The sequence below is a fragment of the Methylobacterium oxalidis genome (assembly GCF_007992195.1).
Classification (GTDB): domain Bacteria; phylum Pseudomonadota; class Alphaproteobacteria; order Rhizobiales; family Beijerinckiaceae; genus Methylobacterium; species Methylobacterium oxalidis.
In genome coordinates this window covers 1-24,586 of record NZ_BJZU01000134.1, presented here as the reverse complement: position 1 = coordinate 24,586, position 24,586 = coordinate 1, and the positions used below count along the sequence as shown (strand labels likewise).

The following is a 24,586-nucleotide window of genomic DNA, read 5'->3' as shown; positions in this document are numbered from 1 at the left end:
GGGCAGAATGCCTTCCGGCAATTCTGTCATGGCGCCCGATCCCGTTCCCTTGCCCTGAGCGCCAGGGCCCATGTTCCGCTTGCTAGCATTCGCCATGTCTTGCTGCCTTTACTCACGCACGAAGAGGATCGTGCCGTAAATCGGAGTGACGTTCCCTTCGAGTAAATCAAGCTTAGCGGGATGGGAATTTCGCACTCACTTGCTGGGAACCTCCCTGCGCGAGAAAGGTTCTGCGGCGAACAAAGTTGATCTGTCCGAAGACGCGGACTTCTGTGTCCGACATGCGTTTCTGCCGCTAGAATCATCTCACGGGCGAAACGCAGGGCCTTGCGAGAGCGGATCCCGTCACGCCATCGCGGCCGAGTTGCAGTGTCAGGCGGCCAGCTTGGGCGTCTTGCAGGTGCGACCCCCGGGCAAGATCAGCCGAACCGAGTTCGTCCTGCCCGGTCGTTCGAGCGGGTGAATGGCGGAGAGGACTATGGACACTACGCCGCTCTCGGCGTCCGCGTTCAAGGGGCCGGCGATCCTGCTGTCGGGATCTGTCGACTACGACATGTACCGGGACTTCCGGCGCCAGTTCGATCAAGCCTCGCAGCAGAGTTTGGTGGTAATCGAGCTATCCACGCTGGGGGGTGATCCCGAGGTTGCGCGCATGATGGGGGAAGACATCCGCTTCCACAGCGAGCTCGCGCCGGATCGCCGCTTCGTCTTCCTTGGCAAGGCGGTGATCTATTCGGCCGGCACCACCTTCATGAGCTTCTTCGCACGACCCGACCGCTATCTCACTCAGGGAACGCGCCTGATGGTCCACGAGCGCAAGCTCTCGAAGGAATTGAAGCTTGACGGCCCGCTGACGACCTGTGTCGCAAGCGTGAGGGCAGCCCTGAACGAGATCGAGTGCTCGATCGAGATCCAGAATGAGGGCTTCGCGAGCTTGATCCGAGGATCGCGCGTGACGATGGAGGAGGTTCTCAGGCGTGCGCCGGCGAACTGGTACATCGAGGCCGATGAGGCCCGAGAGCTTGGGTTGATCGAGGCGGTGATCTGAGGCGAGGCGTTCGGCGCCCGCCCGACAACAAAGCCGCTAAGAAGCCTCACGAGCGGTCATTTCGCTCGATTTCGTCGAGCACGGCGTCCGGTGCGACATCCTGCTGAAGCTCCTCAACCTCGTCGTCCGCCGCCGTCTCGATGCTGAGGTGGTCCGTGATCGCCGAGACCAGGGTCACCAGCTTGGTTACCTCGTGCTCGGCCAAGAGGCTGATGTGCAGGTCGAGATCGGCCCGCTTGTCAGCGGCGGCCGCCATGCGGTTCTGACTGATCAGCACGAAGGTCGAGAGGAAGATCGCCTCGACGGAAGCCGAGGTGCCGAGAATCACAAACGACTCGTCCCACTTCGGCATGATCGGCAGCAGGCCCGAGTTCACGAGGATCCAGGAGCCGAACAGCACAACGTGCAGGTAGACGAAGGCCATGCTGCCGGTGAAGCGGGTGATCGCCTCCGCAACCCGCTCCTGCAGCGAGGCCTGTCGCTCCTCATGGCTGCGGCGCGCCTGAAGCGCCCGGATGTTGCGTGCGAGCGCCGGCGACAATCCGCTCGGCTGGGGCGGCGGGAAGGTCGGATTCAACACTTGCCGAACCTTCCGCTCAGCTTGGACGTCCATCAGGGTGCAACTCGTCAGGTACTTTTCCGTGCAACCGTCCGGACGCCGGAGGTGATCCCAACTCGGGCCACGCTACGGGGACCTCAGTCGGTCCTAGAGTAGCAGGTCATCAGACGGGCAGAACTGACCGCTGGAGTTTGTCGCACTACAGAGCGCAACGGCGCGCCTTCATGCTGGCTAGCTGTTCTGCTGCGCGATGATCACACCCTCGTGCGGTGCAAGCGTGACCTGCCTTTCGGCGCATTCGCCCTCCCGCTCGCATCCCGTGCCGAGAACGATCCTACCTCGGCCGGGCAAAGGGACGGTTACGTCCGAGGCGCTGAGGTTCAGCGCCACAACCACTCCGGATCGTTCAAGCCACCGCGCGAAGGCGAGCACGCCACCCTCGCTGCTCAGGCGGCGGTAGCGGCCGGCCAGAAGTTCCGGCCGACGGCGGCGCAATTCGATGAGCCGCCGGTAAAGGTTCAGCATCGACCGGGGATCGCGCTCCTGCTCCGTGACACTCGATCCGACCGGCAAGGACGGGGTCGGAAGCCAGGGCTCGCCCGTGGTGAAGCCACCGTTGGGGCCCAATGTCCACCGAAGCGGGACGCGAAAGGGGTCACGGCCCAAGCCGTAGCCGGGAACGCAGCGCTCGAAGGGATCCCGCCCGAGCGAGGGCGGAACTGGCACGTTCGGCATCCCGATCTCATCACCCGCATACAGGATTGGCGTGCCGGGTAGCGTCAGGAGCAGCATGGCCGCGACGCGGGCAGGATCAGCTCCGAGGCGGCTGGCGACCCGAGGCTTGTCGTGGCTCCCCAGCACCCAGTCCGGCCAAGCGTTCTCAGGCAGTGCGTCGAGGAAGGCTTGGACAGCGCATCCGACCGCGTGCGGCTTCCAGGGCACATCAACCAAGCGATAGTTCAAGGGCAGATGAAGGCGTGGTTCGGTGTCGCCGTAGAAGCCCGGCAGTTTATCGGGCGTCGTGTCGACCTCGCCGAGGAGGACGCGATCCGGGAAGGCATCTGCCACGCGGCGCATCTCAGCGAGGTAGTCGAGGGTCACCGATTGGGCATCGGTGCGCGTCCGCCGGAAACGTTCGGGCGGTGGCGTATCGCCGTCGAAATCCGGGTTCGGCGGCTCATCCCGGAGAAGCGCATCCTCCGCCAGAACCGCGGCCGCATCGATCCGGAAGCCGTCGACGCCGCGCTCGAGCCAGAAGCGCATGACTTCGTGCATGGCCGCTCGAACGTCCGGGTTGCGCCAGTTCAGGTCCGGCTGCTCGGGCAGGAAGGCGTGGTAGTAGGACTGGCCCGTCGTCTTGTCGTAGGTCCAAGCGCTGGCTCCGAACCGACTCAACCAGTTGTTGGGCGGAAGCCCACCGGGCGCCGGATCTGCCCAGACGTACCAGTCCCGCTTTGCGCTTTCGCGCGATGACCGGCTCTCGATGAACCAGGGATGCTGAGCCGAGGTGTGGTTCGGCACGAAGTCGAGGATCAGTCGGATTCCGCGTTCGTGCAGGGCCGCGAGCAGCCGATCGAACGTGTTCAGATCACCGAAGCACGAGCCGACGCCCGTGAAGTCGGTGATGTCATAGCCGGCATCGAGAAGCGGGGATGGATAGACCGGCGTGAGCCAGACCGCCCCGATCCCGAGTTGGGCGAGATAGTCGATGCGCGAGAGAATGCCACCGAGATCGCCGATGCCGTCACCGTCCGAGTCTTGGAACGTCGGTGTGAAGATCTGGTAGATGACCTCCCTGCGCCACCATGGCTGACCTGCAGCAGAGACGTTGCCCGATGGGGACTCATCGCCACTACCACTCACCTCTTCCATGACTTCGATCCCTGAACTTGGGGCGCGGAGCAATCCGTACACGAAGACAATCTCCGTGAAGAGGCTTGGTTCAGCGCAGTCCGCTCCACTTCCGCTATTGAGGAGATGGGCCAGAAATTCTTAACATGCATCAAGGGACGGTTTTGAGGATCCGCTTGGATCTTCGATGTCGAAGAACACGTGAGAGTTCGCGCGGCGCGATAACCCTACTTGCCGACGGTGGAATCAGGTCCGCAATGGCTGAAGGCGTCAACAAAGCCGGCTTCCGACTACGCCCATTTCGGCGGCGACCAAGCTGCGATCGTTGAAAGCTCACTCGACCCTGATCTGCCGCTTCAGCCGAGGTGGCATTTCTCGTGGATGGCCGATATCTGAACCGGTCACGTTAAGCTGTTTGCCTTTCCCAAATGAACGTGCGCTTCACCCGGGACAATGCCCCAGAGCTGCCTGTCCTGTGTGGATGGCTCCCGCATTGCAAGTGGCGAGTTGAGCTTCTGACGCGCTGGTCGGGTGCAGTCTTGTGTCCGGCCTCACATGAGGGCGCAGGTGTCAAGCTACGGCATGGCAGGTTCCTCCAGATCTTCGCGCGGCACAGCGGGGTCCGTATCCAAGATGGAGCTCTCTTGAGCGCAGGACTTCCCTGCCAACCTCACATCCGGCGGGACGTGTCCCACCACTGTCCCGCATTCGGGACGGGAGAGCTCCAGGAAGGCGGCACCACTCTATGAGACGGCGTTCGTGCGCCAGGCCGGACAACGGCGACGCCCTCTTGGATCCTGAGGGTCGAGCTGACCGACGGCTCCGACCCGATTTGCGTAGCTGATCAGGATGCAGGTTTCATGACCGCACCTTCCGGCAGAACGCCCTGGGTGGCGAACCGCCACAGGGCGATGAGGAGCTTGCGCGCCAGGGCCACCACCATCACCTTGCGGCTTCGCGCGCCTGCACCGCTGACGCGCGCACGGAACCAGTTCACCGGGGCGGAGCCAGGCTGATAGCGTTGCCAGAGCCAGGCGAGTTCAACCATGACGGTCCGCAGCCGCCGGTTCCCGGCCTTCCCGATGCCCTGCTCGCGCTCCGTGCCGCCGCTGCTATAGGGGGGCGCGGCCAAGCCCGCGTAGGAGCCGAGCGCCTTGGCGTTGGCGAACACGCGCACGAATGCCTCGCGTACCAGGATGGTGGCGCTCTGCACACCGATGCCGCGCAACCCACTCAATTGCTGGATCATCGCGCCAGCTCTGTCCGGCGCCTCCTGTTCCAGGACAGCGTCGCGCTCCCGCTCCAGGGCCGTAATCTGCGCGCACACGAGATCCAGGCGGTCGAGTAGGCGCCCGATCTTGGCGCGGGCATGCGCGGGCAGCGGCGTCCCGAGCGCGGTGCGCAGGGCGTCGAGTCGCTCGCGCCGGTTCCGCAGCAAGGGGTTGTAGTCGCCCACGCCCAACGTCGCCAGCACAGCGCCAATGCGGTTCACCAGGGCGACCCGCTCGGTCACGAGTTCCATCCGTTCGCGCACGCACCGCCGGGCGTCTTCGTCAGCCTCGCTCGGGACGGGCACCATCGAGCACACGCGCGGCTCACCGCGCAGCCAAGCCAGCAGCGTCCGCAGCAGCAGTTCGGCATCGATCCCATCGGACTTGGCGCGCCGCGCCCGGCGATCCACTGGCACGCTCGCGGGCTGCACGACATGCGTCTCGATCCCTCGCATGCCCAGCCAGCGCGCCAGACAGAACCCGGACCAGCCGGCTTCGTAGATCGCGATCACGCGTTCGACATCGCCTCCTGCCGCACGGGCTCGCTCGCGGTAGCCGTCGATGGCCGCCATCAGCGTCTCGGGAGCCGGCTCGACGCTGCGCTTGGCCTTCACGCGTGGCAGACCGGGGATCTGGGCGGCCAACACCCAACTCACGTTGCTCAACTCGATCGCGAGAACGAGCGTGCGCTCGTAATCAGGCGTTGGGAAAGATGGGCCGGGCGTCTGTGCCATGGCTGAGATCCTCAAGGGCGTGCACCGGCGGCCAGACTAACCGCCCGGCGGCGCCCTCATAGGATCTGTTGGTGCAGTCGTTCATGTTGACCGCTGGCCCTAATGGTATCCGCGAGCTGGGTCCCACTCTGCTTTGCGGGCTATGACGCCCTGGACAGACGGCGGGGTGTCCCGGCTCCCGGTCTGACCGGTTCGCCATCAACTCTCATCGTCCTCGCAACCTGGAAAAGTCTCTCCTCCGTGCTGTCAGGCGGCCGTGGCCGCTGGTGCGCGGTAGGTGCCGCCGCGGGTCATGATCGCCCAGGCGACCCGCGCCGTGCGATTGGCCGCCGCAACGGTCACGACGCGCGCCGGCTTGCGCTGGAGCAGCGCCGGCAGCCGCGGGTCGACCGAGGTCGGCGTCCACTTCGCGCGCCGGATCAGAGAGGTCATGCCGACCACGAGCAGGCGGCGCAGGTAGCGGTCGCCCATGCGCGAGATCCGACCCAGGCGCTCCTTGCCGCCACTGCAGTTCTGCAGCGGTGTCAGGCCCAGTGAGGCCGCGAACTGCCGACCGGAGCGAAAGCGCTCGGGCTCGCTCACCGAGGCGGCCAGCGCCGTCGCCGAGACGATGCCGACACCCGGGATCGTCGCCAGGCGCTGCGACAGGTCGCTGTCCCGATGCCAGACCAGCAACTCCTTCTCCAGCCGGGTCAGCTGGATCTGCACGGCGCCGATCTGGTCAGCCAGCCCAGTCACCACGCGCTGGGCCAGGGGTGGCACCTCGGCCGCGTCTCCCGCCGAGAGCCGGGCTGCCAGTTCGAGCGCATGGCGCAGGCCCCGCGCCATCTCGATCCCGAACTCGGCGAGCAGGCCGCGGATCATGTTCACCAGCTGCGTGCGTTGCTTGACCAGCAGGTCGCGCGTCCGGTGCAGCGCCAGCGCCGCCTGCTGCTCGGTCGACTTCACCGGCACGAACCGCATGCTCGGGCGTGTCACCGCCTCGCAGATGGCGGCGGCATCGTTCGCATCGGTTTTGGCCCTCGCTTGACGTATGGCTTCACGTAAGCCGGCGGCATCAGCCGCACGTCATGACCGAGCCTCATGTGCTCCCGGGCCCAGTGGTGCGCCGTGCCGCACGCCTCCATGCCGACCAGGCAGCGCGGCAGCTTGGCGAAGAACGGCACGACCTGGGCTCGCCGTAGCGCCTTGCGAACGACGACCTGCCCAGCTGCATCGACGGCATGAACTTGGAAGATGCTCTTGGCCAGATCGATGCCGACAGTGGTAATCTCCATGGGGATGGCTCCTGCATCTGCGTGGCTGCTTCGACAGCAACCACATCCTGGCACTCAGATGCCGTCAGTCGGAGCGGGAGCCATCCACCCCATCTGCTTTCGGCCATCATCAGCCGATCGGGCTAATGAAACCAGATAGCCCGGAAGTGGACGCTCCGAAGGCTCGGCCTGGGGCAAGTATCGGCCTGAAAAGCGGAGCACCTACATCGGGGCCGCTGCATCAGCGCCTCAAGAAGTTGCGCGGCTCAGAGAAGTGCGCTTACGGCGTTGTCGATGAACAGCTCTCCAGAGCGGATGTATCGGGCGAGCATCGCGTCCGACGCGTGTCCCGTCTGGGTGCGAATTTTCCAGGACGGGACGCCGGCACGCGCCGCGCTCGTCGCCATCCCGGAACGCAGGCTATGGCCAGAGAAGCCTCGCGGGTCGAGACCAGCCGCCGCGGCTCGCTCCTGGACGATGATCGAGACAGCCTCACCGGAGAGCCGCCCGGACGCCACGTGACCGTGCCGGTTAATGGGTCGAAACAGGGGGCCACCCTTGATGCCCGAGTATGACAACCACGCCTCCAACGCCGAGACAGGGCACCAGCGGGTGCGGCCGTGCGGGATGCCGATCTTGCGGCTCTTACCGGCCTGATCGGTCTTGGAGCGGCGCAGGGTCACGACGAGGCCCTCGCGCACGGGTTCAATATCTGCGCGATCAAGCCCCACCAGCTCGGAGCGGCGGAACCCGCCCGCGAAGCCCACCAGTAGGAGCGCGCGGTCACGCCGGTCGCGAAGGGTAGTGTCGAGCGCGTCTACGATCCCCCCTAGGTCCTCCCTGAGCAGCGGGCGGGCCTCACGCTGTGGCGAGCCGCGGGTCCGGCGGATTCCCCGCAGCGTGGCCCGCACCAGCTCGGATCGAACAGGGTTCGGAAGGCCGCGGGCCTCGTGCACCTTGCCGATCGCGGTGACGCGCCGGACCAGCGTCGCGACGCGCAGCCGGTCGGCGTAATCGGCCAGGTAGGCGGCCACTGTAGTGGGCGTGGCCGGGACAACACCACCCCAAGCCTCGAAGTGGGCGAGGTCGGACAGGTAGGCCCGGCGCGTGTTGGCCGACAGGCTTTGCTCGATGAGTCGCCGTACCTCCTCGGGAGGAGATCCATCTGCGCGGGCATTAATTGCAGGGAAAGGTGACATGCCGCCGGAGCTGAGTGTGAACCGCGATAAGTGATGATTATCGGAGGTGAGGTGCGGTCTCACGGCCTCGCCTCCTCGGACGTCGAGCCGTCGCGTAGTGCTCCGAGAAAGCCGGACTGTTGCTCGGGTGAGAGGGCGAGCAGAGCCAGGCGCAGGCTCTCGCAGATCCGGTCCAGCTTCTCCCGCTCTCGGCCTCTCGGCCAAGTGCCCTGATGCCGGTATCCCCGATGGGCGTAGAAGAGCGTCAGCCAGAGATCGAGTGCCGTGGCTGAGCCAGCCCCGCCGTTTCCCATCACCTGCATAGTCGCGGTGTAGATGCAGGAGAGGCGCTCGTGCCCTCCGGTCACGGCGTAGCCGTCGAGCAGCATGGCGAGGTCGTCGGACTGGGCCCAGGTGAAGGGGGCGGGAATGGCTGCGAAGTCGCCAAGCCGCACCCGCTCAACCCAGAGCGGCCTCGGGTCTGTGGGGATGGCCCGCATGTCAGCCCCTCCCCATCGTGCGCCGGAAGATCTCGGCCCGGATCGCGTTCAGGTGACCAAGGTTGGCTCTGACCGCGGCGAGCAGCGGCTCGATAGCGCCCACCGGCACGCCCGCTCGCAGCATGTCGCTCTCGGTGCCCAGCCGCTCGGCCGGAGCAGATCCCTGCCAGCCAAGCCGCCGCGCCACCGGAGCCGCATCGGCGTAGAAGGCGGCCATGCAGGCCGCATCGCGGTGGCGGTACTCCGGGACATGCTCCTCCAGGCAGGCGCGCAACGCCTCGTTCTCGCGAGCCAACCTGCCGATCGCCTGCTTGCCGATGCGGGTGTGCTTGTCGAAGGCGTAGAGGGGCACCTCATCGACCAGCATTGCGGTCGGAACCGGCTCCTCGACGGTGTGGGGGTACTCACCTTCGAACGCGGCCCGCCAGATCAGCGGCACCATGAGGGTGATGGGTTCTCGGGTTCGACGCGCCGCCAGCTGGGTGGCGTGCACCAGGGCGGCAGGTATGCCGAGCTGGAGGAAGGCATCCATGAGCCCGCGGAGATTGCCTCGGCCGAGGCGGCATTCGCCGGGCTGATTGAGACCGGAGGCGAACCAAGCCGCAGTGGCTCCGACCGCCAGTGGAAGATCGAGATTTAGAACCATCGCGAGCCGATCACTCACGGAGCAGCTGCCGCTCTGCTGCCGAGCAGCCTCAAGGCTGGGGTGATCCTTGGCGGCGCAGATCAGGAAGTCAGCGCCTCGATCTTTCGGAACGCCAGCAAGGAAACGGGCGAGCCACGCAGCTGCTGGGCCATCGCCTCCAAGTTGCTCGCGCGGGCCCGGAGCAAGGCACAGCTCGACGGTCTGGATGACCGCCTCGGCTGAGCCAGCCCCGACATCCTCGAAGGCGATGACCATGAAGCGGCGCCAGATCGCGGAGCCGCGCAGAGCGAAAAGGGTCACGGCCGCACGTGCCGCGTCTTCGGCATCTCCGCGCCGAATCGCCTTCTGCAGCAGGCTTCTGGCAGTCCAATGATCGATGGGCAGCAGGGAGGGCACGCCTCCTTGTTCGACGCCGGTGAACGGTGGCTCGCCGCGAATTGAGCTGAGTAGGTCGTGCAAGAGGTCCTCCCTGGATGGCGGGAGGACCAGAGACATGCGGCCCCACGACAGACGTTAGCCGAAGGTCCGAGGGGAGCAATATATTATTCATCCAGAAGTGCTGCCGACATAGATCCCGAAAACTCACAAATCGAGTCTAACGAGGATTTCGAAAATCGAAGCTTCTGTCCAATTCGGGATCTTGAGTCGGGATCTTGAGAACGTCTGCTCCGGATGCTCGGTGCCTTGGTGGAGTGACCGACTCTGGCCGAAGGCGGACCGGCAACTTTCGGACAACCCGCTGGGCTATGCGGACGCTCCATTTGGGACATTACGTCCATGGGCAGGCTTTTGCGACCGGTGTTCCACAAGGGTCTGAACCGTCGGTGCGTCAGCCGCCCCGAAATGCCAGGCGGCCCGCGCGGAACGAGGTCAATCGGCTCGCGGAACGGTCAGCTAAGACACGCCCTCTTGGAACGGTGCCGGCAGGCGCTGGCTCTGGGCTCATCACTCGGAGTGCGGAGGCGGCTTGTCCCTGAAGGGCCCGATCAGGCGCTCGTACTCGGCCTCGGCCGGGCCGTAGCTCTTGCCCGCAAGGTCATAGAGCATCCCGCGATCCCTAACTATGATCAGGGCACGCTGGGCCCGAATGGCTCCGTAGCCCTCAACCGCCTGCACCGCGAGCGTCACGCTGGAGCGCTGGGCTGCCAGCATGATGGCCAGGAAGTCATGCGTGAGCGGCAGCTCATCGCCTTCCAGTCGGTCGTGAGCCATGAGGATCCAGCGTGCCAGCCGCTCCTCGATGGTGTTGGCGGCGTTCGACATGGCCGTCTGGCTCACGCTCATCATCTGTATGTGAGCGTATCGCAGCAGCAGGTCATGGCAGGTGGGGCTGGTCTGGATCGCGCTGCGGAGGGCTCCGACTTTGATCCGCAGCCAAGGACCGCCGACCTGGACCAGGATCTCGTGAGGCGTCCGCTTCGAACCGAGCACAGTGGCGGTGCTGACCATGCCGTCAAAGCCGAAGCAACCCACCTCAATCCTGCGGCCCTCGCTCGTGACCATCAGGTTCGACGACAGCCCGCCTTCCGGGAAGTAGGCGAACTCTAAGGGATTTCCGATCGAAGCGAGGACAGCGCCCTTCTCGACGTCCACGCGCTCGCATTGAGGCAGGAGCTGATCCAGCTCACCCGGAGGCAGTGCCTGCAGCAGGCGGTTGCGTGTTGTCGCTACACTCATTCCGCACTCCAGCCCTTCTCGCCCGGAGGCAAGAGCTGAGCCCGCACCTATCCTGGGAGAAGCCTGCGGCTGGACGCAAGCGTAGCAGGGGTGAGAAGCGGAATGAGCTATGTGGCTGCAACCCGGGTCGGCGAGGCGAGCGCCCACAGCCGAAGAATAGAACGAGGGCTGCAGCCGGCGCGGTACCTAACCGATCGAAATGTGGGGTACCACACCAGCACTCATTGGCACCTTCCACAGCATTGCTCCATGTTTATAACTACGATCACTGAGCCCTCTGTTGACTGGAGGAGTGTCTGGCTCAGGTAGTCGGAGCCTTGCATGAACTCGATCAGCCAGCAGCCCGTAATCCTCTTGACGGAAGCCGATCCCTTAGTCGGCATGGACCTGAGTGACGCCCTAGAGAGGGCGGGCTATCGCGTGCTCGGGCCCGTCGGCACGATGGCGGAGGCCTTGCGCCATCTGGAGCAGGGTACGCCCACCCTGGCGATCATCGACGTGCTCCTGAAGGATGGCCGCTGCACCGCGCTGGCCCGCGGACTGCGCCAACGTGGCGTGCCCTTCCTGGTGCACTCAGGCTGCCGGCAAGATCAGCGGCTGGCTGGCGAGTTCCAGGACGTACCCTGGCTCGGCAAGCCAGCTCTGCCGGAGGACGTGGTCGCGCTCTGTGGCCAGCTGTCCTTGGCAGTCTCTGCGCCTGTGCCCGAGGGGCCGAGCCCTGAGCCGGCCGCACCCCTTCGGCTGGTCAGCCAGACCGCGGACACGGTGAACCCATTCGTGCGCAAGCTGGAGGGCTTCGTTGCGCTGACGGACGCAGAGCGGGCGCTGCTGGAGCAGATCAGCGCCAGCCCGCGCCTCGTCCCGCCGCACACCGACCTCGTGCGCGAGGGCGACAAGCCTGAGGGCGTGTTCCTGGTCATGGGTGGCTTCGCCTGCCGGCATAAGCTCCGGGCCAGTGGCGCCCGCCAGATCATGGCCTACCTGCTGCCGGGCGACCTCTGCGACCACGACGTGGCGCTGCTGAACCAGATGGACCATACACTCACCACGCTCTCGGCCTGCACGGTGGTGCGCCTCGCGCCCGAGACGGTCGCGCAGCTGATGCAGCAGCCGCGGATTGCCCGGGCGCTGCGCATGAGCACGCTGGTGGACGAGGCGACCCTGCGCGAGTGGCTGGTAAATGTCGGCCGCCGCTCAGCGGAGGAGCGGATCGCGCATCTTCTCTGCGAGCTTCTGCTGCGGCTGCGGGCGGTAGGGGCCGCGACCGAGAACAGCTACGAGTTGCCGCTGACGCAGGTGGACTTGGCCGACACCACAGGGCTGACGAATGTGCATGTGAACCGCACGCTGCAGAACCTGAGACGGCAGGGACTGATCGAGCTGCGGGGACAGCGCCTGACGATCCTGAACCTGCCACGGCTGCGGGCGTTGGCCGAGTTTAAGGCGAACTACCTGCATCTCGGAGACCGAGCCGCTGCATGAACTTCCGTCTTCAGCCCGTGCAGGTCGCGACCGGAAGCAACGACGCTGAAAGCCAACTCGTCTTCGTGGACGACTTTCTCGTCGTGGTGCTGGTGCGCCTGTCGGAGGAGCACGGAGATGAGGCCGGGTTGTGGTTTCTGGAGGCTGGGTTCGGGCCAGTTGATCATTCGGACCCGCCCAAGTTCGCCGATCTGGACGAGGCCCAGGCATGGATTGCGAAGCGGCTCTCGTAGCCATCCTTGATGCGGCTTGGCAGGCTGCATGACGCCTAGCCGGCGAATGGCCGCTTTTGAGAAGCTGTCCATCGGTTGAATGGAGACTTTGGGCGCGAAGCTGCCGGCCGGAGATGGCCGGAGGCTGCCGGTCTGTTTTCCACATCAGAAACGCAGAATCGAACGTTCCTGCCAATTCAGACGAACGCCTCAAAGTGATTCGCTGCAGACACTCGAACCCTCTTACCGAAATGTCAGCTTCGAGATCCTCCAGTGGTCCTCATGCCAGCAAACGTGTGCTCGGCGGCTTCAATGCAGCCCGCTTTCCTTTATCGCGTCGCGGTGAAGGTCACGGTTTGAGAGATGGGGCACGTCATTGCTGAGCATAGAGGAAGGCCGCGACGTCCCGCGCCTCCGCTTCCGAGATCCCGGTGAGCGGCATCGCGCTCTTCGCGTTCAGCGCTTTCGGATTGGCGATCCATCGGACAAGGTTCTCGGGTGTGTTTGTTGCGACACCGCCAATGTAAATGCGCTCCCCGATGGAGCGCAGCGGGGGACCAACGCGGCCGCTCGGGCCAGCTAGTCCGGAGATCTCGTGGCAGCCAGCGCATCCATAAGTGATCATCAGCTTCGGCGCTCTCGTAGGATCGCCGCCGGTCAAGTTTCTGGCTAGATCGGTCCTCTCGTTGCGACGCTCAATCTTGAGCGCCGCAAAGCTACCACCAGCCGTCAGTGCGGCGAGCGCGGCGACCAGGATGATCCACCTAAGCCGCATGAGCTTGCCCCGCTGACCGCAGACCGGAGCGCCGGATCCAGAGGCCGGCCAGCGTCAGCGCTGCGGCGGCATAGACCAGCCCGGCCGGAACCCACATCACGAGGCCTGCCAACTGCTGGTCTTCCAGTGGCGTGAGACCCCACTCAGTCGCCCCCGCGACCTGACGCGGATACCAGAGGCGGGGTGATACCGTGAGGAGAAGTCCGAGCAGCCCGGTGTGGAGGCTGGTCAGGAACAGGTAGAAGAATGCCGCGCCGTAACCGCGGCCGCGCGCAGAACCCCGCAGTAGGGCCCACCAGAACAGCAGCGCCGAGAGAAGAAAGCTCAGGTGCTGCAGCCAATGTGCGAGCGGACTGACCAATACGAGGTCGTAGAGTCCTGGCATATGCCAGGCCCAAAGCGCCGCCGCATGCAATACGGTTGCCGTGAGAGGAAGACTTGCAAACCGCCATGTAGCTCCGAGCACGAGGCTGTTGCCAATGCCCCCGACGGGTGCGCGCCAGGACGCCGGCAGCGCCCAGAGCATCGCTGTTCCCGGGCGGGCGAGCACGAGGAGCGGCGCAGCAACTGCCATAAGGAGTTCGTGCTCGATCATGTGCGCGGTGAAAAGTCGTTCGCCGAGCCAGTGCAGGGGCGAAAGGAGCGCGACTGCGAGTACTGTCCAGCCACTCCAGAAGCAGGCGACCTGCCATCGACGGACGCCGCGTCCGTGGCCCGCCCTTCGCCAGATCCGCAGGGTGCCTACAAGGAAAAGGATCGCGCTGGCGTAGAGCGGGATGATGACGCGCAGGTCACTCGTCCAGGCCGGTCCCGTCGCCCACAAATGGCCGAGGTCGCCGCCGTGAGCTTCGGCATCGATCGTTGGGAAGGCGGACAGAGCTGCGCCGATTGCGATGAAGGCTGCTCGCACGGCGACGTTGGCGCGAGGCAGCTGTACGCGGCGTTTCATCGCTCGCATCCGTCGAACACGAGGCCAGCGGTCCCATGCACCGCGATGGCGAGGGCGAAGAGCAGAGCCATCGACACACTGATTAACCCAACGAGGCGATGAGGCCGGCCGGCATCGCGCGAATCGACCGATGCCAAATGGTGGAGACTATCTGGCGTGGGTGCGACCCGTTCGATTGCGGGAGGGTGATTGAGAGCGCGCCACGAGAGAAGGCCGCCCGCGAGGCTGATGAGAATGAGGGGGGCTGCGATGAGCGGAATGATCTGCGCCCTGTGCCCGCAAATCCAGGCTGAGAGCGCGTAATTCGCTTGCGTGCTGATCAGCCAAGCTGTTGGCCCGGCGAAAAGGCCGGCAGATGGCAACCCCTGTTTGAACCAGTTCGCCATCTCGCCCTCACCAGCGGGGGATCCAGTAGACGGCGACGTAGATCGGTAGCCACGACGCCACGACGAAGTACCAGTAGAAGGCGTTGTCGCTGACGTCGCTGAAGCGCTTGCCCGTGGCATGGCGCGTGAACATCAGGACTGTCAGCACGAGGGTGTCGCCCGCGTCCGTGATGAGGTGCGTCAGATGCAGGGCGAGCAGGACCCAGGTGATGGACCCGTAAGCATTCTGGTCCCAGCGCACACCGAGCCCAGTGAACTCGTAGAGGCGCAGGGCGATGGTGGCGAGCGTGATGAGCGACATGATGACGAGATCGCGCCGCACGCGGCCGAGGTCCTGCGCATGAGCATGACGGTCAGTGATCAGGTTCGGCCAGAGGCTCGCGAGTAAAAGCAGGGTGTTGAGCGTTCCGGCCCAGTGATCAGGTGGGATGGGCGCCAGCGGCCAGTGCGGGTTCTGCTGGACGAGGTAGAGGTACGTGCCTAGTGCCAGTGCGAAGCCCATTCCCTCGACGACGAAGAAGCCGAGCGTGCCCCACCACATCGGACTCTTCGGCCCGAAGCCGTAGGTTGGGAGGCCGGAGAGGTCGCGCGTCACGCGAGCCTGATGCGGCTCGAAAGGCTGCGGCTCGGCACGCACAGTGCTCATTCCTCATCCTCCGGCGTGTTCTTGGGCCAGAACCACCCGGTCAGGGCCGCGGCGATCGGCGGAGCGCCCCAAAGCACGGCGTAGGGCGTGAAGATCGAGCCGATGAACGTCGCGCCGACCGTGACCGCCGCGATTAGCGGCCAGATGGAGGGTGCAGGCGAGGACTCGCGCAACTGCGGCTCGGCCTCCGCCACGCTGCTGACGACAAGTTCGCGATGGCGGATGCTCAGGCCGGTCACCACCGGCAGCCCGCCCCGCTCGGCCCAGAGCGGTTCGCGATGCGTGACGACGGGAATGTGGTCGAAGTTCTGCGGCGGGGGCGGCGACGCAGTCGCCCATTCGAGCGTGCCGGCACCCCAGGGGTTCGGCCCAGCCACTGCACCGCTGCGCAGGCTCGCCAGCACGTTCCAAACGAAGACGAGGAAGCTCGCGAACAGCACCAGAGCACCGGCCGTCGAGACGAGCTGCAGGTCACCCCAGCCCATCTCCGGGCCATAGGTGTAGACCCGGCGCGGCATCCCCATCAGGCCGCTGATGTGCATCGGGAAGAAGGCGACGTTGAAGCCGATGAAGGCGAGCCAGAAATTCCAGGCCCCGAGCCTCTCGGACAGCATCCGCCCGGTGAATTTCGGGAACCAGTAGTAGATTGCGGCCAGCAGCGGAAAGACGTTCCCGCCGATCAGAACGTAGTGGAAGTGCGCGACAACGAAGTAGGTGTCGTGGACCTGCGTGTCGATCGGCACCGAGGCGAGCATGATGCCCGAGAGGCCGCCCGCTACGAAGATGAAGAAGAACCCGCACACGAACAGGAGCGGCGTGCGCCAGACCGGTCGTCCGTCCCAGAGGGTCGCGATCCAGCAGAAGATCTGCAGCCCGTTCGGGATGGCGATCAGCATGCTGTTGGCGGTGAAGAAGGCCGCCCCGAGCTGTGGCAGGCCGGTGGTGAACATATGGTGGACCCACAGGCCGAAGGAGAGAAAGCCTGTGGCGATAAGCGAGAGAACGAGGGCGAGATAGCCGAAGATCTCCCGCCTGGCGAAGGTCGGGATGATGGCTGAGACGAAAGCCGTGCCGGGCAGGAAGATGATGTAGACCTCCGGGTGCCCGAAGAACCAGAACAGGTGCTGGAACAGGAGCGCGTCCCCGCCCTCGGCCGGGTTAAAGAGCTGGGTGCCGATAAGCCGGTCGAGGATCAGGAAGGTCGAGGCGACCATCACCGCCGGCAGCGCGAAGATGATGATGAAGGAGTTGACGAACAGCGCCCAGACAAAGAGTGGGATCCGGCTGAGGCTCATGCCCGGAGCGCGCTGCTTGAGCACCGTGACGATGATCTCAATGGCAACGGCCAGACCCGAGAGTTCCGTGAAGGTGATCATTTGCGCCCAAACGTCGGCGCGCTTGCCCGGTGAGTACTCAGGCCCGGACAGAGGCACGTAGGCAAACCAGCCGACATCCGGCCCGATGTTGAGCAGGAACGAGATCCACAGGAACACACCGCCCGACAGGTAGACCCAGTAGCTGAAGGCGTTGAGCCGCGGGAAGGCAATGTTGCGGGTGCCGACCATCAGCGGCACGAGGTAGACAGCCATGGCCTCCCCGATCGGCACGCCGAACAGAAACATCATGGTCGAGCCATGCATCGTGAAGAGCTGGTTGTAGGTGTCGGGCCCAACGAGCTTGCTCTCGGGCTGCGCGAGCTGCAGCCTCATCACGATGGCCGTCAGACCACCCATGAACAGGAACAGGAAGGCGGTGACGATGTAGCGGCGCCCAATCACCTTGTGGTCGACGCTGGAGAGCCAGCCGACGATGCTCCGCTGCGTACCCCAGATGCGGGCGAGACGCGCGCTGAGGGCTGGCCCGTCAAGCTCGGAGTCGCGCAGCTCGCGTGGTGCTGTGGCTGCCTCACTCATTTCAGCCCTTCGAGGTAGGCCGCGATCGTGTTGAGTTCGTCGGGGTCGAGTTTGACGAGGGGCATGTTCACGCCGGGCTTGATGCCGTGCGGATCCACGATCCAGGCGGCAAGGTTGCCGCGGCTCATCGGCAGCGTCCCGGCCGCGAGGGTTCTGCGCGAGCCGACATGTGTGAGTTCCGGGCCGTTGTGCCCCGCCGCTCTGGTGCCACGGACCTGATGGCACATGGAGCAGGGAGCCGCGACGAAGGCCCGCTCGCCGGCTCGCGCCTCGTCGGTTGCGGGCTCTAGGCGGGGCTGGGACTGGACCTCGCGCCAGCGCGCGAAGGTCTCCGGATCCTCAGCGACCACGAGCATGCCCATCTTGGCATGCTGTAGGCCGCAGAACTCGGCGCATTGCCCTCGATAGACGCCGGCGCGCTCAGCTGTGAAGCGAAGCGTGTTCTGACGACCCGGGATCAAATCGACCTTGCCCATCAGGCTCGGCACCCAGAACGAGTGGATCACGTCCGTCGATTCCAGCTTGACGAGAACCGTCTGTCCGACTGGCACGTGGATCTCGTTGGCGGTGTTGAAGCCCTGGCTCGGATCGGCATTCTCGTACTGGAACTCCCACCACCACTGGTGCCCAAGAGCGCGGATCGTCACCGCGGCCGCCTCGTCGGCGAACAGGCGGCGCTGCCCGGCAAAGCTCAGGCCGGTCAGCACTAGCACGGCAAGGCCCGTTGCCACGGCGAGTCCCGCCACGAGGATACCCGCCCGGCTCTCGCGGCGCGGATCGACCGCCAGAGGGTCAGCTCCGAAGGTGCGCCGCGCCCGCAGGCTCATTAGGAGAGCAAGCATCACCGCGAGCCAGATCGCGGCGAGTACCGCAGTGAAGAGCCAGAACAACCACAGAAGATCCCGTGCCTGCGGGCTGACCGGGTTCAGAGGGGATTGCACCAGGTTGCAACTTGCAAGCGGCAAGGCGAGTGCGATGGGTAGGAGGCGCAGAGCCAACGCACCGGTGGTCATTGTGGCAACAGTCCAGAGGGCGGCACGATGCCGCCGGAGACTGGCGGACTCGGGCTGGTGCGGTTCTCGGCCGGATGTGGGTGCAGGCTGTCGCTGCGGGCTGGCGCGGCACTCGCTGGCGCGTTGCCGCTCATCGAACGGACATAGGCCGCGAGTTCCCAGATCTGGTCGTCAGGCACACGCCCGCGGAAGGACGGCATGCCGTTCGGCCGGCCCTCACGGATGGTCTGGACGATGTTCTCGATGGAGCCGCCGTAGATCCAGCGATCGTCTATCAACGCCGGCCCCATGCCCCCTCCGCCGGAAGCGTGGCAGCCGTTGCAATTGTACCAAGTGAACAGCTTCTTGCCCTGGCTCAGGTGGTAGGCGTTGCCTTCGAACTCCTTAGCCTTGCCGCTCGTGTATGTGGTCGGACCCGGCACGCCGGGAGACAGTTTGACGAGGGCGACCTGCTCCTGCGTCTCCGAACCGACCGGGCTCGGGCGCGCCGCGCGCTCCTCGCGCTGACAGGCCCCGAGGGCGAGCATCAGGGTGATCAGTGCAAGTGGATGCCGGGTCATGGCGCGGCCGTCTCGGTGCGGTGCCCAGCCGCGTCGAGGCGCGGCACGTCGTACTGCACGAGGATGGCATCGACCTCGGCCCTGTGACGCTCGAGGGCCGCGCCGACCTCGCGACGCAGTTCCTCGTCCTCCCGCCGGACCCCCATGGCGATGTCGAACACCATAGGCCCCTTCGGGCCATCGAGGGCTGGCATGACGGGCACAACATTGAGCGGTGGATTGGCACGGGCAGCGAAGTAGCCTGCCATCGGCCCCCAGGCGATCGCGAGGTCAATCTCGCCCGTGGCGACGGCATCCACGATCCGGGCCGGCGGGTTCGGCTTCTCGTAATCGCCGGTGAGGAGATACCCGCGCACGTTCTCCGTCATACCCCTTCGGACGAGCGCCTGGGCGGGCGGCGTGCTGGCGGCATCGCTGCCAGCCAGCTGCACGCCCACCCTCAAGCGCGCCAATGCCTCGTCGTCGAGTGAAGTCACCGTGGGCCTATCCCCACGCGAGACGAAGACGAAGGACGACCGGTAGTAGGGCCGCGTCGGCCGAACAGCCTCGAGCCCCACCGGGACGCCAGCGACGAGATCGCAGCGACCGGCCAGCAGCGTGTTGCGCAGGAAGCCGCGGCGCTGGGCCCACCAAGTGTAAGCGACGGTGGCCCCGAGGTCCCGCGCAATGACGTCGACGATTCGGTTCTCGAACCCCTCGCTCCGGTCGTTCGAGAACGGGAGGTTGTTTGGGTCCGCGCAGACTCGGAGTTCTCGCGCCGCGGCGCTCGTGGCCGCGAGGAGGCTCAGGCCGGCGCCGAAGAGCAGCCGGCACCTACGGGAGGACGAAGTCATACAGCATCCCTCCCTTGGTGGTGACATCCTTCAGATCGCGCATGGCGTTGAGGAAGCCGAGAGCGCCCGTGGCGTCGCGTGGATCGAGGTCGGCCGAGACGATCACGCCCGGCCAGCCGCCGACGCCCGACAGGATGGCCACGTGCTGGCGCCCATCCGGACCGCGGTAGGTCGTGGGCTGGCCGATGATCCCGGAGCCGGTCTTGAACTGCCAGAGCACCTCGCCCGTGCGGGCGTTCACAGCTTTGAACCAGCCATCCATGGTGCCGTAGAAGGTGACATCACCAGCGGTCACCAGAGTTCCACTCCAGACCGGAAACTCCTCCTTGATCGACCAGGCGGCGCGCTCGCCCGCCACGTCCCAGGCCGTGTAGACGCCGCGGTGACCGCCGGGTCCTGCCTTCATTCGGACTTCGGAACCGAGGTAGGGCGTGCCCGCGATATAGTTTGCCTGCATGTGCTCTTCGTCCATGCAGAGGTTGGTGTGCGGCAGGTAGAGGAGGCCAGTTCGGGGCGAGTAGGCGGATGGGCTCCAGTCCTTTGCGCCGGAGGCGTTAGGGCAGATGTCCCGCATCACCTTGCCCATCTCGGGCTTCTTCTCTGGGATGTACTGCAGGCGCCCAGTCTTGAGGTCGACGCCCCGTGTCGTGGTGATGGCGTGGAAGGGCTTGGCCGAGAGCACCTCGCCGGTGGTGCGGTCGAGGATGTAGACGTAGCCGTTGCGCTCGGGCCGGACGAGGACCTTCCGGGTCTCTCCCTTCCAATTCATATCGAGCAGGATCTGCTCGTTGATGCCGTCCCAGTCGTAGAGATCGTGCGGGCTCCATTGATAGAACCAGCGGGCCTGCCCCGTGTCGGCATCGCGTGCAAAGATCCCGGAGGTCCACTTGTTGTCGCCAGGGCGCTGATCTGCGTTCCAAGGTCCTGGATTGCCCGTCCCGTAGTAGAGGAGGTTCAGGTCGGGATCGTAGGAGATCCAGCCCCAGACAGTGCCTCCTCCCTGCTCCCACGCATTCGGCGGCCAGGACTTCACCCCGAGATCCTGCCCTTTGTCCGATTCGTAGAACGGCTTGAACTCGGACCCAATCAGGACGTCCTTGTCCGGCCCAGTGCTGAAGGCTTTCCATGCAACCTTGCCGGAGTGCTGATTGAGCGCCTGGATCCAGCCACGCACACCCATTTCGCCGCCGGAGTTCCCGACGAAGACCTTCCCCTTGGCGACTAGGGGGGCCATCGTCATGGTCTCGCCCACGTGGATGTTGCCGACCTTCGTCTTCCAAGCCTCTTGGCCAGTCGCGGCGTCAACGGAGACGACGTTGCCGTCGAGCGTGTTGAAGAAGACGTGTCCGTCCGAGTAGGTCGGCCCGCGATTGACCACGTCGCAGCAGGCCACGCCCTGTGCTGCAGCTTCCGGCTTGGGATTGTATTGCCACTTCAGGGGTGCGCCGGGCTTGGTGAGGTCGAGGGCGTAGAGGATGTTCGGATAGGGCGAGAGCACGTACATCGTGCCACCAACCACGAGCGGTGAGGATTCCTGCCCGCGGTTTACTCCGACCGAGAAGGTGAAGGAGACGTGAAGGTTCTTGACGTTGTCCGGCGTGATCTCGGCAAGCTCGCTATAGCGGGTGCTCGCGACATTCTTGGCCGGCATCGTCCATTGACCATCGTCAGGCGGTGCTGCCGAAGCGGGGGGCTGTGGGGCGCGAGACTGGTCGGAAGCGGTTGTGTCCTGGGCCGACGCAATGGGCACAAGCGGCGCCATGAGAAAGACGAGTGCCGCTGCAACGAGCCTCTTCACGAAGGCCTCTCTGATCGCGCGGGAGTGTCTCCTCGCACCTAATTGATGCGAGGAGACGTCGTTCGCTGCATTTACGCAGGTTATGTTCTGGGAATAGGATCCGAGCGCCTTCCCACTATTCTGGGGAAGCGCTCAGCGCCAGGCGAAGCTAGGCCCATAAAATCAGCGGAAGGTTGTGCCGTTGAATCGCGTCGCTGCTGGAAGGTCCAGCAAGGATGACGCGCCGGTCCCACGCTTACTTCGAGTGCTTGGGCAACACCGGCTGGTGAGAAGACTGAAGCCGCAGGAGCCCCCGCATCCTCTGCGCCGGTGTAGACGAGCGTCACGCATCTGGCCTGGTCGGTAACGTCGTCCCGGTACGCACCTCGCGTGTGCATGGTCACGACGCGTGGCGGCACCGTCTCTGGCAGCCTCACCGTTGCACGGTTGTGCCCCTCCTCCAGCCAGGCGGCTACGGCCGCCCGCGGGTGGAGTGGCTGGACCGCGAACACGACCTCCTTCAGCGCGCAGGTTCGTCATCAGGACAATGACGCCGGTTGTTCTTTGAGGCTGGCGGGCACGAACATCGGGATCTCGTCGGCCGAAGGCGGGATGCGGTCACGGTGAGCCGATGTTCAGTTCAGGCAAACGCCGGCTCGCGCACGTCGAGCACAGTCAGTTGTTTGCCCGCACCGGTGCGCGTCGTCCAGCTGATCGATTGTCCCTTGCTCAGGCCGAGCAGGGCCGCGCCGACCGGGGTGAGCACCGAGATCCTGGCCTGGCCGATATCGGCCTCGCCTGGATAGACAAGGGTCACGATCTTGCCTGAGCGGGGAAGCCGGCTCGACGGCATGACCGTCCACCATCCCTCACTAGACGCAGCCCTGTCCGCTATCGAGCAACGCCTCGGCGGCACATGTGAGTTGATCGGCCGCTCGGAATCGTGACGGGACGTCCCTCTCTTTGCTTACCGTGACGGACCCTGGCGCACGGCAGAGCAGGCGGCGCTGCGTAGTGCCCAACCTGCGGACGGCGGTACGCCCTTATTACATTTCGGACGAGCAAGCTCTAGCGGAACCACGGACTAGGCGAGCATTTTCCCAAGAGCGGCAGGCGAGGCATCTGAAATACTTCACGCCAATGGAAAAGTTTTGCAAACCATGTCGATCTTGCAACGCTGAGTTGCATATCAACACACCCAAAGCGACATGTGATCGACCAGAATGCAGCCCAATGAAATTGCATTGGGGACAATTTGGTGGCGCCGTATGCCTTTTTGCGGAAGCTCGAACTCGCCGGTCCGCTGACCGACGAAGAACGCTCCGAGCTGCAGAACCTGACGCTCGATCCCCGCCCCGTGCCAGCTCGTCAGGACATCACCTCAGGCGACGCCGCGGATCGCGTCTGCCTCGTCCTGAGCGGCTTCGCCTGCCGCTACAAGGTGCTCCAAGCCGGCAACCGCCGGATCGTTTCCTTCGTCCTGCCCGGCGACCTCTGCTACATGCACGACACCGGCGCGTTCGGACGCGACCTACGTGTCGGGGCGCTCACCGCCTGCTCGGTGGTGGACATCCCCCGCTCCAAGCTGATGGATCTGATCGGTGCCTCACCGGGCATCAGCCGCGCGCTCTGGTGGGCCACCCTGCGGGAGCTCAGCCGCGCGCGTGAGTGGATCGTCAACGACACGCGGCCGGCCGAGCAGCGCCTGGCGCACCTCCTCTGCGAGCTGCTGACCTGCCTGCAGCTGATCGATCTCGCCAGCGAGACCGGCTTCAAGTTCCCTGTGTCCCAGAGTGACGTGGCCGATGCACTCGGCATCTCGCCGGTTCACGTGAACCGCGTCCTGCGGGCGCTGCGGACGAGTGAGCTCGCCACCTGGAGCAACCAGCGGATCACGATTCCCGATGTTCAGGCGCTGAAGACGTTCGGCGAGTTCGATCCGGGCTATCTCTGCTTCGAGGGCTGCGGGCCGGACATGTCCATGCCCAGCAGGCAACCGCTCCTAGCCTGCGCGTCATGAAACTTGCCTTGGCAACGGACGTTAGGTGCTGCGAGCTTGGCAGGAAGCCGTGTGCATGGGGGATTGGATGATCAACGTCACGCTGCAGCCGGTGGTGATTGGGACTGGGTCGCCGGATGCCGTGGGGCGTCTCGCATATGCAGACGGGAAGCTGGTGGCTGTGCTGGTGCGTCTCAGCGACGAGTTGCACGCCGCGGATGGGCTGGCTGGACAGTGGTGTGTGGAGGCGGGCTTTGGCGCCTGCGACGTCGGCGTGCTGTCCGTTCAGTTCCCTGGCCTTGAGGCTGCCCGGAACTGGATTGCGGAGCGTATCTCGGTGAAGCCGTTGGCCGCCTGACGCCCATGACCCTCGTCGGCGGACACCTGTGAGCTTCAATCCGGTAGCATACCCTGTCATGCCGACGTAGCGGTTTCGAGGCCAGCGCGCTCGCACGGCTGAGCTACCGTCCTCGGCGGCTTGGAGGAGGGCATCACCCAGGCTCGCCAACTTGGCGGTGGCTGGAAACAAGCGGACATTCTGCCGGGCTCAGGTAATAGCCTCAGCATGTCCTCTGCCGGATCGTGCGCTTGCCTTTGGCTAACGCCCGCTTCGTCGTGCGGTTTGCTCAGTGGGTGTGCCGGCGTCGACCGCAAGGAGCATCGGCTATGTCGTTCAAGGGTGGTCCTGCCCTACTCGCGCTGGTGGCCTCGCTTGCAGCGCCCACCGCAGCTTGGGCGTTTGGCTTTGCCGGATGCCCCAACTTGCCTGAATACAACCGCGCTCTGGGCACTCTACAAGGAATGACGGTCTGCGGCATGACCATCGAACAGGCTCGCCGCGTCGTCGCGGCTCATGATGGCTCCGCTATCGCAGATCGTCAGGTGGCGCCCGTGCCTCAAGCTCATCACCGCCGTCACCAGAGGCCGCCACGCCACGGAGCAGCCCATCACCGCCGACCCGCTGTACGCTAGCTTGTTTGTCGTGACATCCGCCTTGTGCCGCCGGCCTTCGATCGAGTTGCATGAAGAAGTCCGCCGCGGCGGATCGCTCGAGTTGAAGCGAATAGCCCTGCGGATGAGCTTGAGCGACAGGGAGCTGCCGGTCTGACTGCTGGATCCAAGACGCAGAAGCGGATGCGTTCTGCAGCTCAGGTCAACGCCTCAAAAGTCACCACTTACAGGCTTGCGGGATAGGAACGGCATGGTGCCTGTCAGGTGAGCGCGCCAAAGCCGCGCTCGAGGCCAGCGACGAGGTCTTCCTCAGCCTCCAGCCCCACGGACAGGCGCAGCAGGGTATCGCTGATCCCCGCGGCATGGCGGG

Annotated in this window: 22 protein-coding genes and 2 pseudogenes; 6 read left to right on the top strand and 18 right to left on the bottom strand. The window is 65.1% G+C overall.

Going from position 1 to position 24,586, the window contains the following annotated elements; translation table 11 throughout:
- The first annotated feature begins 478 nt into the window (after positions 1–478).
- Positions 479–1,048, top strand: a complete 570-nt coding sequence (locus tag MOX02_RS25095) for a peptidase S14 (protein WP_147028555.1) — start codon at positions 479–481, stop codon at positions 1,046–1,048.
- Between the two features lie 46 nt (positions 1,049–1,094).
- Here the strand turns inward: MOX02_RS25095 and MOX02_RS25090 are convergent, their stop codons facing one another.
- Entirely contained in the window at positions 1,095–1,661 is a 567-nt protein-coding gene (locus MOX02_RS25090) for a DUF1003 domain-containing protein (protein ID WP_147028554.1), read from the bottom strand.
- A 177-nt stretch (positions 1,662–1,838) separates the two neighbouring features.
- Positions 1,839–3,479, bottom strand: coding sequence for an alpha-amylase family glycosyl hydrolase (locus MOX02_RS25085; RefSeq protein ID WP_147028553.1), 1,641 nt, complete (start codon positions 3,477–3,479; stop codon positions 1,839–1,841).
- 210 nt (positions 3,480–3,689) lie between these two features.
- On the opposite strand from MOX02_RS25085, the gene MOX02_RS31545 reads away from it, so the two are divergent.
- Positions 3,690–3,854 (top strand): hypothetical protein, encoded by a 165-nt coding sequence (locus MOX02_RS31545; protein ID WP_170267986.1) that lies wholly within the window; start codon positions 3,690–3,692, stop codon positions 3,852–3,854.
- A 448-nt stretch (positions 3,855–4,302) separates the two neighbouring features.
- Here the strand turns inward: MOX02_RS31545 and MOX02_RS25080 are convergent, their stop codons facing one another.
- From MOX02_RS25080 to MOX02_RS25055, 6 genes and pseudogenes are all read right to left on the bottom strand, one after another.
- Complete coding sequence (locus MOX02_RS25080; RefSeq protein WP_147028552.1) at positions 4,303–5,463, bottom strand: IS110 family RNA-guided transposase; 1,161 nt, start codon at positions 5,461–5,463, stop codon at positions 4,303–4,305.
- A gap of 246 nt (positions 5,464–5,709) precedes the next feature.
- Positions 5,710–6,740 (bottom strand): annotated as a pseudogene (locus tag MOX02_RS25075) (IS110 family RNA-guided transposase).
- Positions 6,741–6,985: 245 nt separating this feature from the next.
- Positions 6,986–7,981, bottom strand: coding sequence for a site-specific integrase (locus MOX02_RS25070; RefSeq protein ID WP_238179876.1), 996 nt, complete (start codon positions 7,979–7,981; stop codon positions 6,986–6,988).
- Positions 7,978–8,397, bottom strand: a complete 420-nt coding sequence (locus tag MOX02_RS25065; RefSeq protein WP_147028551.1) for a hypothetical protein — start codon at positions 8,395–8,397, stop codon at positions 7,978–7,980. Before MOX02_RS25065 ends, MOX02_RS25070 begins: the two co-directional genes overlap by 4 nt.
- 1 nt (position 8,398) lies before the next feature.
- A complete protein-coding gene (locus tag MOX02_RS25060) occupies positions 8,399–9,502 on the bottom strand; it encodes a hypothetical protein (RefSeq protein WP_147028550.1) in 1,104 nt (367 codons plus the stop codon).
- A 486-nt stretch (positions 9,503–9,988) separates the two neighbouring features.
- A complete protein-coding gene (locus MOX02_RS25055; protein WP_147028549.1) occupies positions 9,989–10,720 on the bottom strand; it encodes a Crp/Fnr family transcriptional regulator in 732 nt (243 codons plus the stop codon).
- Between the two features lie 321 nt (positions 10,721–11,041).
- Here MOX02_RS25055 and MOX02_RS32855 point away from each other — a divergent pair, with 321 nt between their 5' ends.
- Both MOX02_RS32855 and MOX02_RS25045 read left to right on the top strand, forming a co-directional pair.
- Entirely contained in the window at positions 11,042–12,202 is a 1,161-nt protein-coding gene (locus MOX02_RS32855; RefSeq protein ID WP_147028548.1) for a helix-turn-helix domain-containing protein, read from the top strand.
- A complete protein-coding gene (locus MOX02_RS25045) occupies positions 12,199–12,435 on the top strand; it encodes a hypothetical protein (RefSeq protein WP_147028547.1) in 237 nt (78 codons plus the stop codon). Before MOX02_RS32855 ends, MOX02_RS25045 begins: the two co-directional genes overlap by 4 nt.
- A gap of 352 nt (positions 12,436–12,787) precedes the next feature.
- Here MOX02_RS25045 and MOX02_RS25040 read toward each other — a convergent pair whose 3' ends face one another.
- The 10 genes and pseudogenes from MOX02_RS25040 to MOX02_RS24995 all read right to left on the bottom strand — a co-directional run.
- Positions 12,788–13,189, bottom strand: coding sequence for a c-type cytochrome (locus tag MOX02_RS25040; RefSeq protein WP_147028546.1), 402 nt, complete (start codon positions 13,187–13,189; stop codon positions 12,788–12,790).
- Positions 13,179–14,138, bottom strand: coding sequence for a cytochrome c oxidase assembly protein (locus tag MOX02_RS25035; RefSeq protein WP_147028545.1), 960 nt, complete (start codon positions 14,136–14,138; stop codon positions 13,179–13,181). The genes MOX02_RS25040 and MOX02_RS25035 overlap by 11 nt, the downstream gene beginning before the upstream one ends.
- A complete protein-coding gene (locus tag MOX02_RS25030) occupies positions 14,135–14,524 on the bottom strand; it encodes a hypothetical protein (protein WP_147028544.1) in 390 nt (129 codons plus the stop codon). The genes MOX02_RS25035 and MOX02_RS25030 overlap by 4 nt, the downstream gene beginning before the upstream one ends.
- Positions 14,525–14,531: 7 nt before the next feature.
- Positions 14,532–15,170: a cytochrome c oxidase subunit 3 gene (locus tag MOX02_RS25025; RefSeq protein WP_147028543.1), complete on the bottom strand. Its 639-nt coding sequence runs from the start codon at positions 15,168–15,170 to the stop codon at positions 14,532–14,534.
- A complete protein-coding gene (gene ctaD, locus MOX02_RS25020; RefSeq protein ID WP_147028542.1) occupies positions 15,167–17,083 on the bottom strand; it encodes a cytochrome c oxidase subunit I in 1,917 nt (638 codons plus the stop codon). Before ctaD ends, MOX02_RS25025 begins: the two co-directional genes overlap by 4 nt.
- On the bottom strand, positions 17,080–18,096 hold the full coding sequence (coxB, locus tag MOX02_RS25015) for a cytochrome c oxidase subunit II (protein WP_147028541.1): 1,017 nt from the start codon (positions 18,094–18,096) through the stop codon (positions 17,080–17,082). Before coxB ends, ctaD begins: the two co-directional genes overlap by 4 nt.
- Positions 18,093–18,656 (bottom strand): c-type cytochrome, encoded by a 564-nt coding sequence (locus tag MOX02_RS25010; RefSeq protein WP_147028540.1) that lies wholly within the window; start codon positions 18,654–18,656, stop codon positions 18,093–18,095. Before MOX02_RS25010 ends, coxB begins: the two co-directional genes overlap by 4 nt.
- On the bottom strand, positions 18,653–19,489 hold the full coding sequence (locus tag MOX02_RS25005; protein ID WP_147028539.1) for a quinoprotein dehydrogenase-associated putative ABC transporter substrate-binding protein: 837 nt from the start codon (positions 19,487–19,489) through the stop codon (positions 18,653–18,655). The genes MOX02_RS25010 and MOX02_RS25005 overlap by 4 nt, the downstream gene beginning before the upstream one ends.
- A complete protein-coding gene (locus MOX02_RS25000; protein ID WP_373866783.1) occupies positions 19,470–21,251 on the bottom strand; it encodes a methanol/ethanol family PQQ-dependent dehydrogenase in 1,782 nt (593 codons plus the stop codon). Before MOX02_RS25000 ends, MOX02_RS25005 begins: the two co-directional genes overlap by 20 nt.
- Before the next feature lie 655 nt (positions 21,252–21,906).
- Positions 21,907–22,089 (bottom strand): annotated as a pseudogene (locus MOX02_RS24995) (GreA/GreB family elongation factor); the annotation flags it as partial.
- Positions 22,090–22,524: 435 nt separating this feature from the next.
- On the opposite strand from MOX02_RS24995, the gene MOX02_RS24990 reads away from it, so the two are divergent.
- Positions 22,525–23,286: a Crp/Fnr family transcriptional regulator gene (locus MOX02_RS24990; protein WP_147028537.1), complete on the top strand. Its 762-nt coding sequence runs from the start codon at positions 22,525–22,527 to the stop codon at positions 23,284–23,286.
- Between the two features lie 67 nt (positions 23,287–23,353).
- Positions 23,354–23,623 carry a hypothetical protein gene (locus MOX02_RS24985; protein WP_238179904.1) on the top strand — a complete coding sequence of 90 codons (270 nt, stop codon included), beginning with the start codon at positions 23,354–23,356 and terminating at the stop codon, positions 23,621–23,623.
- The last annotated feature ends 963 nt before the right edge of the window (positions 23,624–24,586 follow it).